Source organism: Rhodothermales bacterium (genome assembly GCA_013002345.1).
Taxonomy (GTDB): domain Bacteria; phylum Bacteroidota; class Rhodothermia; order Rhodothermales; family JABDKH01; genus JABDKH01.
Map to the genome: position 1 here is coordinate 22,402 of JABDKH010000273.1, position 6,558 is coordinate 28,959.

Annotated in this window: 7 protein-coding genes; 2 read left to right on the forward strand and 5 right to left on the reverse strand. The window is 59.3% G+C overall.

Annotated features, from left to right (window positions below; translation table 11 throughout):
• Nucleotides 1–10: 10 nt before the first annotated feature.
• From HKN37_13120 to HKN37_13130, 3 genes are read right to left on the reverse strand one after another with little or no spacing between them, the layout of a single operon-like run.
• Complete coding sequence (locus HKN37_13120; GenBank protein NNE47588.1) at nucleotides 11–700, reverse strand: phospholipase; 690 nt, start codon at nucleotides 698–700, stop codon at nucleotides 11–13.
• A complete protein-coding gene (locus HKN37_13125; protein ID NNE47589.1) occupies nucleotides 693–1,631 on the reverse strand; it encodes a ring-cleaving dioxygenase in 939 nt (312 codons plus the stop codon). The genes HKN37_13120 and HKN37_13125 overlap by 8 nt, the downstream gene beginning before the upstream one ends.
• A complete protein-coding gene (locus HKN37_13130; protein NNE47590.1) occupies nucleotides 1,631–2,254 on the reverse strand; it encodes an NAD(P)H-dependent oxidoreductase in 624 nt (207 codons plus the stop codon). Before HKN37_13130 ends, HKN37_13125 begins: the two co-directional genes overlap by 1 nt.
• 400 nt (nucleotides 2,255–2,654) lie before the next feature.
• On the opposite strand from HKN37_13130, the gene HKN37_13135 reads away from it, so the two are divergent.
• Nucleotides 2,655–3,800 (forward strand): aminotransferase class I/II-fold pyridoxal phosphate-dependent enzyme, encoded by a 1,146-nt coding sequence (locus HKN37_13135; GenBank protein ID NNE47591.1) that lies wholly within the window; start codon nucleotides 2,655–2,657, stop codon nucleotides 3,798–3,800.
• Between the two features lie 29 nt (nucleotides 3,801–3,829).
• Here the strand turns inward: HKN37_13135 and HKN37_13140 are convergent, their stop codons facing one another.
• Complete coding sequence (locus HKN37_13140) at nucleotides 3,830–4,942, reverse strand: serine/threonine-protein phosphatase (protein NNE47592.1); 1,113 nt, start codon at nucleotides 4,940–4,942, stop codon at nucleotides 3,830–3,832.
• Nucleotides 4,943–5,169: 227 nt separating this feature from the next.
• Between HKN37_13140 and HKN37_13145 the strand changes: the two genes are divergently transcribed.
• Complete coding sequence (locus HKN37_13145; GenBank protein ID NNE47593.1) at nucleotides 5,170–6,063, forward strand: sulfurtransferase; 894 nt, start codon at nucleotides 5,170–5,172, stop codon at nucleotides 6,061–6,063.
• Between the two features lie 43 nt (nucleotides 6,064–6,106).
• Here the strand turns inward: HKN37_13145 and HKN37_13150 are convergent, their stop codons facing one another.
• Nucleotides 6,107–6,523, reverse strand: coding sequence for a hypothetical protein (locus tag HKN37_13150; GenBank protein ID NNE47594.1), 417 nt, complete (start codon nucleotides 6,521–6,523; stop codon nucleotides 6,107–6,109).
• Between the last annotated feature and the right edge of the window lie 35 nt (nucleotides 6,524–6,558).

Sequence of the window (6,558 nt, forward strand, 5' to 3'; positions counted from 1 at the left end):
AAATCTTAGATCACAAAGGGTCCTTTCCCTGGGTCCTGGCTGACCCGATTGAGGCCAGCAGACGTCCTGTCTGCTCGAGTTCAGCGGCAACGATTGTATGGCCCATGCCCGTGTAGATCTCGGCGGTTACGTCTGCGCCCAGCGACCGGAACACGCGCTCTGTTTCCCGTACCCGCTCGACGGGGATATGCGGATCGACGTCACTGCAGCCCAGAAAGACGCGCAGCGAATCACGCCCACCGGCGTAGTCGAATTGCGTTCCGGGTGGTCCGATAAGGCCGCCGCTCAGCCCGACAACACCACCGAGCCGACGCGAACTGCGGGCGGCGTACTCGAGCGCGAGACAGGCTCCCTGTGAAAAACCAAGCAGCGCAATGGCGGCCGGGTCGATAGACTCTTCGATGATCGACTCGACCACGGCATCCAGCAGATCGAGCGCTGAACTCAGGTACGGTTCGTTCTGCTCAATCGGAGCGAGAAATGATTCGGGATACCACGTACCTCCGTCGGCCTGCGGAGCAACCGTCAGCCATCCGTCCAGCTTCAGCACGTCGACAAGTGGCAGCATGCTCTGTGCCGTTGCGTAGCGTCCGTGAACAAGAATAAGTGCCCGATCTGCATCGACCAGGCGACCGGCTCGGAGCACGGGCTGACCGGCGTGGGGCCCGATCACCGTCCGGTCGGGAGATTCCTCAGACATAGGACTTCTCTTCGATTGGGGGGAGGATCTCCTCGATCGCGGTGCGGCGCGGCTCGAGCCATGCCGGAAGCTTCAACGCGGTCCCGAGCGACTCAACCTCTTCATCGTGATCAAACCCGGGCGCATCGGTGGCGATCTCGAACAGGACGCCGCCCGGCTCGCGGAAGTAGATGGAGCGGAAATACTGTCGATCGAGAACCGGCGTCACTGAATGGCCCGCCTCGGACAGCCTGTCTCTCCATCTTGACTGCTCTTCATCGGATCGAGCCCGAAACGCGACGTGATGGATGGTGCCGCGACCACCCCGGCCAGCGTCGTCAGACGGTTCAATCTCAATAATGCGACCGGGAAAGTCTCCCGGTGCGGTAAATCTCAGCCGTGGCCCTTCAGTGGGTATTTCGCTCATTCCAAACACATCCACCAAGAACCTGCCCGACAGCTCCGGATCCGCTACTCGCAGCGTCACACCGTGAAACGAGCGGATTGCGTGGTCGGCGGGAACGGGACCGTCACCCCAGGCCGCGGCTTTCGCATCATCATCTTCGGCAACCAGTAACAATTCGAGGCCGTCGTGGTCCTGAACCGCCACGGCCGTGCGACCGCTCCGCTCGTTCAGCAGGCGCGGCGGAAAACCGTGCGCAGACAGTCGTTCTATCCAGTACGCTGTCGAGTCGAGGGGGATCGAGAATGCCGTCGCGCCGACCATTCCGCTCCCGCTGTTTCCGGCGACCGCTCGGGGCCACGGGAAAAAGGTCATGATCGTTCCGGGGCTGCCAACAGCGTCACCAAAGTAGAAGTGATACGTCCCCGGGTCGTCGAAATTCACCGTCCGCTTCACGAGTCGGAGTCCGAGGACGCCGGCATAGAAATCAACGTTGCGCTGGGGATCGGCGGCGATGGCCGTTACATGATGGATGCCGGAAATGTTCATTACGCGATAGGAGCCGTCTGCGTTGGCTTGTCTGCGACAGGCTGGTGTTCAAGATCTTGCCGGATCCATTCCGCGAAGCGTCCCAGGTACGATCCGACAAATTCCCTCGTTGCCGGGTCCACCAGGATGCCGGATTCGAACTTGTCGGCGGCCTGTCCCAGCGCCACTCCTGCGCCTGAAAAGATATTCGACTTCGTGGCCAGCAGCGTCAGCTTGAGTTGCTCCTGCGCGCGTGCGGTAGCGAACCGGCCGGGTGATACGCCCATGATTCCGACAGGCTTGCCGCGGAGCGGTGATCCGACGCTCGAGCGGGACGCCCAGTCGAGGGCGTTTTTTAGCACGCCGGGAATTCCGCCGTTGTACTCTGGTGTCACGACGAGCAAGGCGTCGGCGTTCGCGATGGCCTCCGCTAAACGGATGACCGGCTCCGGTATTCCCTTCTTTTCGACATCACCGTTATACATAGGGATGTCGGCCAGGTCGCGAATCTGCAGATCAATGCCACCCGGAGCGAGTTCACGGGCTGCTGCCAGAAGGCCGCGATTCAGAGACTGCCGCCTCAGGCTGCCTGCGATTCCAACGATTTTGATCGGCCGGGGTGTGGTCTGTACGTCGTCTGTCATACGAAACGTTGAGATTGCCGGTGAGTGAATCAGGATGACTTAGATACCACAACGCTATATTTGTTTAAACAAGCATTGTTCCCGACAGAACCGAATTATCCTCGATTCACGGCCAAAAAAGAAGAAGGCCCGGGTTCCACCAAACCCGAGCCTTCAAGTTCTAGATCCGGTTCCCAGGCCGAATCTAGTCCACCCTGTCTGAAGTGCATGACTAGAAGTGCACCCCTAAAAAGACGGATGCCAGTTTCTCTTTCAGAAAGTCAGGCGGACTATTTTCAACATATATCGTCTACGTCGTCGAGAAAGGCCCACGGCGCCGGTGGCAGAGACCATCTCACGGGGCCGACTCGCCTGCGATCAGGCGCCTCCTCAACTTGCTATGAACCTGAAGCGCATACGCATGGGAACCTCCATCGACACCCGACTCATCCATTCTGGCGAGCCGGAGCCCAGAATCCAGGGCAGCGTGACCATGCCCATTTTTCAATCGGCCATGTTCGAGTACGGCGGACCGGAGGACGATCTCCGTTACGTTCGCCTTTCGAACAACCCGAGCCAGGTGGCGCTCCAAAACAAGCTGGCCGATCTCGAAGACGCCGAAGCTGCGATCGTTACGGCCAGCGGCATGGCGGCCATCTCGGCTGCGCTGCTCTCTACCCTCTCGCCGGGCGACCACATCCTCGCCCAGAACCAGCTCTATGGCGGGACGCACGCCTTCCTTACATCCTTTCTCCGTGAGTACGGCGTAACGTATGACTTCATCAATCCCCATGAGCCCGACACCTGGGACGCCGCCCTCACACCGGCCACCAACGCGCTCTACGTGGAGACGATTTCTAACCCCCTGATCCAGGTCGGTGATCTGTCGGCACTGGCCAGCTTCGCCGCCAATCACGGCCTCACGTCGCTCATCGACAATACCTTTGCGAGTCCGGTTAACTTTCGCCCGGGACAGTGGGGTTTCGACCTGTCCATCCACAGTGCGTCCAAATACCTTAACGGGCACTCGGATCTGGTCGCGGGCGCGGTGATCGGGAGCGACCGACTTATCGAGGAGGTCCGCGGGAAGATCGTCCAGCTGGGCGGGAGCCTCGATCCGCATGCGTGCTTCCTTCTCCACCGGGGTGTCAAGACGCTGGCCGTCCGCATGCAGCGACAGAGTGCGTCAGCTCTCGCGCTTGCGACGGCACTCGATCAGCATTCCGCCGTCGAGCGAGTCAATTATGCGGGTCTTCCGCACTCGCCGTCCCACGCGAATGCCGTAAAGCATCTGGACGGATTTGGAGGCATGCTGAGCTTCGAACTGAGGGGCGGGTCAGACGCCACATCCCAATTCACGCACAGCCTCACGATCCCGATACTGGCTCCGAGCCTGGGCGGCGTCGAGACACTGCTCGTTCGCCCGGCGCTTACGTCTCACGCGGCGCTCACCCCAGGAGAAAGGGGGCAGAGTGGTGTCTCCGATCACTTGATGCGGGTATCTGTCGGAATCGAGTCGACCGAGGATCTGCTGGACGACTTCTTGCAGGCACTGGACAGTATCTGACCGACTTTGCGAACGACCCTGCGTTCCGATCAACTCGTGCGTCGTATAACCGCAATTGACAGGTCATCCGTCCATCTTGCCTCACCGACAAAATCCTCAACCCGTCGCACAATCCGTTCCCCGATCTCATGAGCCGTCATGTGCTGCAATAACGGCAATAACTTCTCGAGGCGAGTCGACCCGAAGAATGAGCCAAATTCATCCCGCGCCTCCGTCACTCCGTCTGAAAACACAATCAGAAAGTCTCCGCTCTCCAGCGTCACCTGCTGCTCTTCAAACACCGGATCCTGCATGATTCCCAGCGCAGGCGAGTTGTACGTCAGCTCAGTCGATCTTCCGTGCTGAAATACGAGAGGCGGCATATGCCCTGCATTGAGAAGTCGCACAACATTCGAATCCGGCTCCACCGTCAAATAGACGAGTGACGCAAACTTGCTCGGAAGACCATCCCGTCTGATTATGCTGTTGACCCGCGTACCCATGTCGGCCAGCGACTCGTAATCGGTTGCGACCGCGCGAACCGTCGCCTGCAACTTCGCCATCATCAACGCGGCGCCCAGACCCTTCCCCGCTACGTCCCCAATCGTGATAGCCGTACGTCCGTCCTCGAGCACGAGATAATCCACGAGGTCCCCGCCCACATCGTTCGCGGGACGGGTGTAAATCCATGTTTCCCAACCACCTACGTCGGGAGTCGTCACCGGCATCAAGGCCCGCTGCACGGCGCGGCCCGCCGCAAGCTCATCCTGCGCGAGCAGCTTGTCCTTGAGCTCGAGAATCAGAATGAACAGCATGATCATGAAGCCCCCGAGCACCTGCCCCGAAGACTCGCCGGCTCCGTCGACCGCGAGGAAGACCGCCACAATAAGCATCAAACGCCGCGCGGGAGTCAGCTTGAAGAACATGCTCTTCAGAACTTCCCAACTCATGAAGATGGTCTTCTTGAACTGACCCATCGAGGTCAGCCGGTCGCGCGTCGGATCGTCCAGGTAGAATTGCGAGACATCTTCGAGATCCCGTCTCAAAGAATGCGTCAACTGGCCGCTGCGGAAATCGTCGAAATCCTGCCGCAGAGACTGCCTCAGGTCCGTGCGTCCGTTTTCAGGGACAGAGCGGGTTCGTTCAGCTTGTTTGTCAGCCATCGGCTACAGGTGGTTTGCTGATGTCAGTGTACCTCATTTTCGATTCAAAGTTGCTCCGTGTCCGATGACGGTCGATTCGATCCTGCGATGACACTTTCGCCTCGTTTGCGCCTTCTACAAACGAAACCTCGAACCTTAATCTCCCGGATCACGTTTACTATGTCTGTGCATCGTCCACGACGCAAGACGCACAATCCAAAAGTACGCGATTCGCCACTTGCTCAGTTATGTCATCTTCGCCTTCACTCGTCACGACAGCCTGGGTCCTGGAACACCTCGAGGATCCTGATCTCCGGATCGTCGAGGTCGACGAAAACACCGACGCATTCGGTAGCGGACATATTCCGGGAGCCGTCGCGTGGAACTGGCAAACGCAGCTCCAGCATCAGACCCGGCGTGACATTGTCGGCAAACACGATCTCGAACTTCTTCTCGGCAAATCGGGAATTACTCGTAGCACAACCGTCGTCCTATACGGCGACAATCAAAACTGGTTTGCGGCGTACGCGTTCTGGCTTCTTCGCTACTACGGCCATGACTCCATCCGACTGATGGATGGCGGTCGTCAGAAATGGAAAACTGAAGGAAAGCCGTGGACAAAGCAACAAACCGAAGTCCCGCTGGAGATCTATCGCATTACACGAGAGAATGTGCACCTCCGCGCTCTTCAGCTTGACGTGTTTCGGCACCTTGACAACCCGACCGGTATGCTCGTTGACGTTCGGACTCCGGACGAGTTCGCGGGGCTTGTCCTGGCACCGCCGGGGCTCAACGAAACGGCGCAGCGTGGCGGACACATTCCCGGTGCGTCAAACATCCCGTGGTCCGAGGTTCTCAACGAGGACGGGACCTTCAAATCGCTCGTCGAGATCTCGCGGCTTTATGAGTCGCGAGGTATTCACGCGCAGGACGAAATCATCACCTACTGTCGGATCGGAGAGCGCTCATCCCACAGCTGGTTCGTCCTCAAAGAGCTTCTGGGTTACGAGAGCGTGCGTAATTACGATGGGTCATGGACCGAGTGGGGTAATCTGATCGGTGCTCCAATCGACGTCGGTGGACATCCTGAGCGCACCCCACGTGTGTCGAGTCGGCATGCAGACCAGATCGTCATCGACTAGCGCTCGGCGCGGCGTGTGCTCCCCCGGCCAATAAATCCGGCAATCAGCCAGGAGTATCGGACCCACCGGCTTCCTGAATCCACTTGTCGAGTGGGCGACGTCGCTTTCGAATCGCGGCTACGTCAGCCCGGCCCGGATAGCCGTCGACGAGATACGTCTTGAGCACGTCATCAGGTACCTGTTCGTGCAAGCCCGACATTTTCGCCGCTGCCCGATAAGCTTCGCGGAACGGCGTTCCGTCGCGCACCATCTCCATGGCCCTGCCCGTCGCGAGTAGTTCCGGCCCGCATGCCTGACGCATCCTGTCCCTGTCAAATTCGATCCCGGGCAGAACGTTCTTGAAGGCTTCGATCAGGTCGGCCGTCGTCAGAACGGATTGCATCACAGCCGCCTTGGTCAACTGCAGATCGCGATGATAACCCGACGGAAGATTGGCGGGCACACTTGCGAGGACGTGCATCTCGGCCGTCAACCTGTGGTAGACGGCGCGGGCCA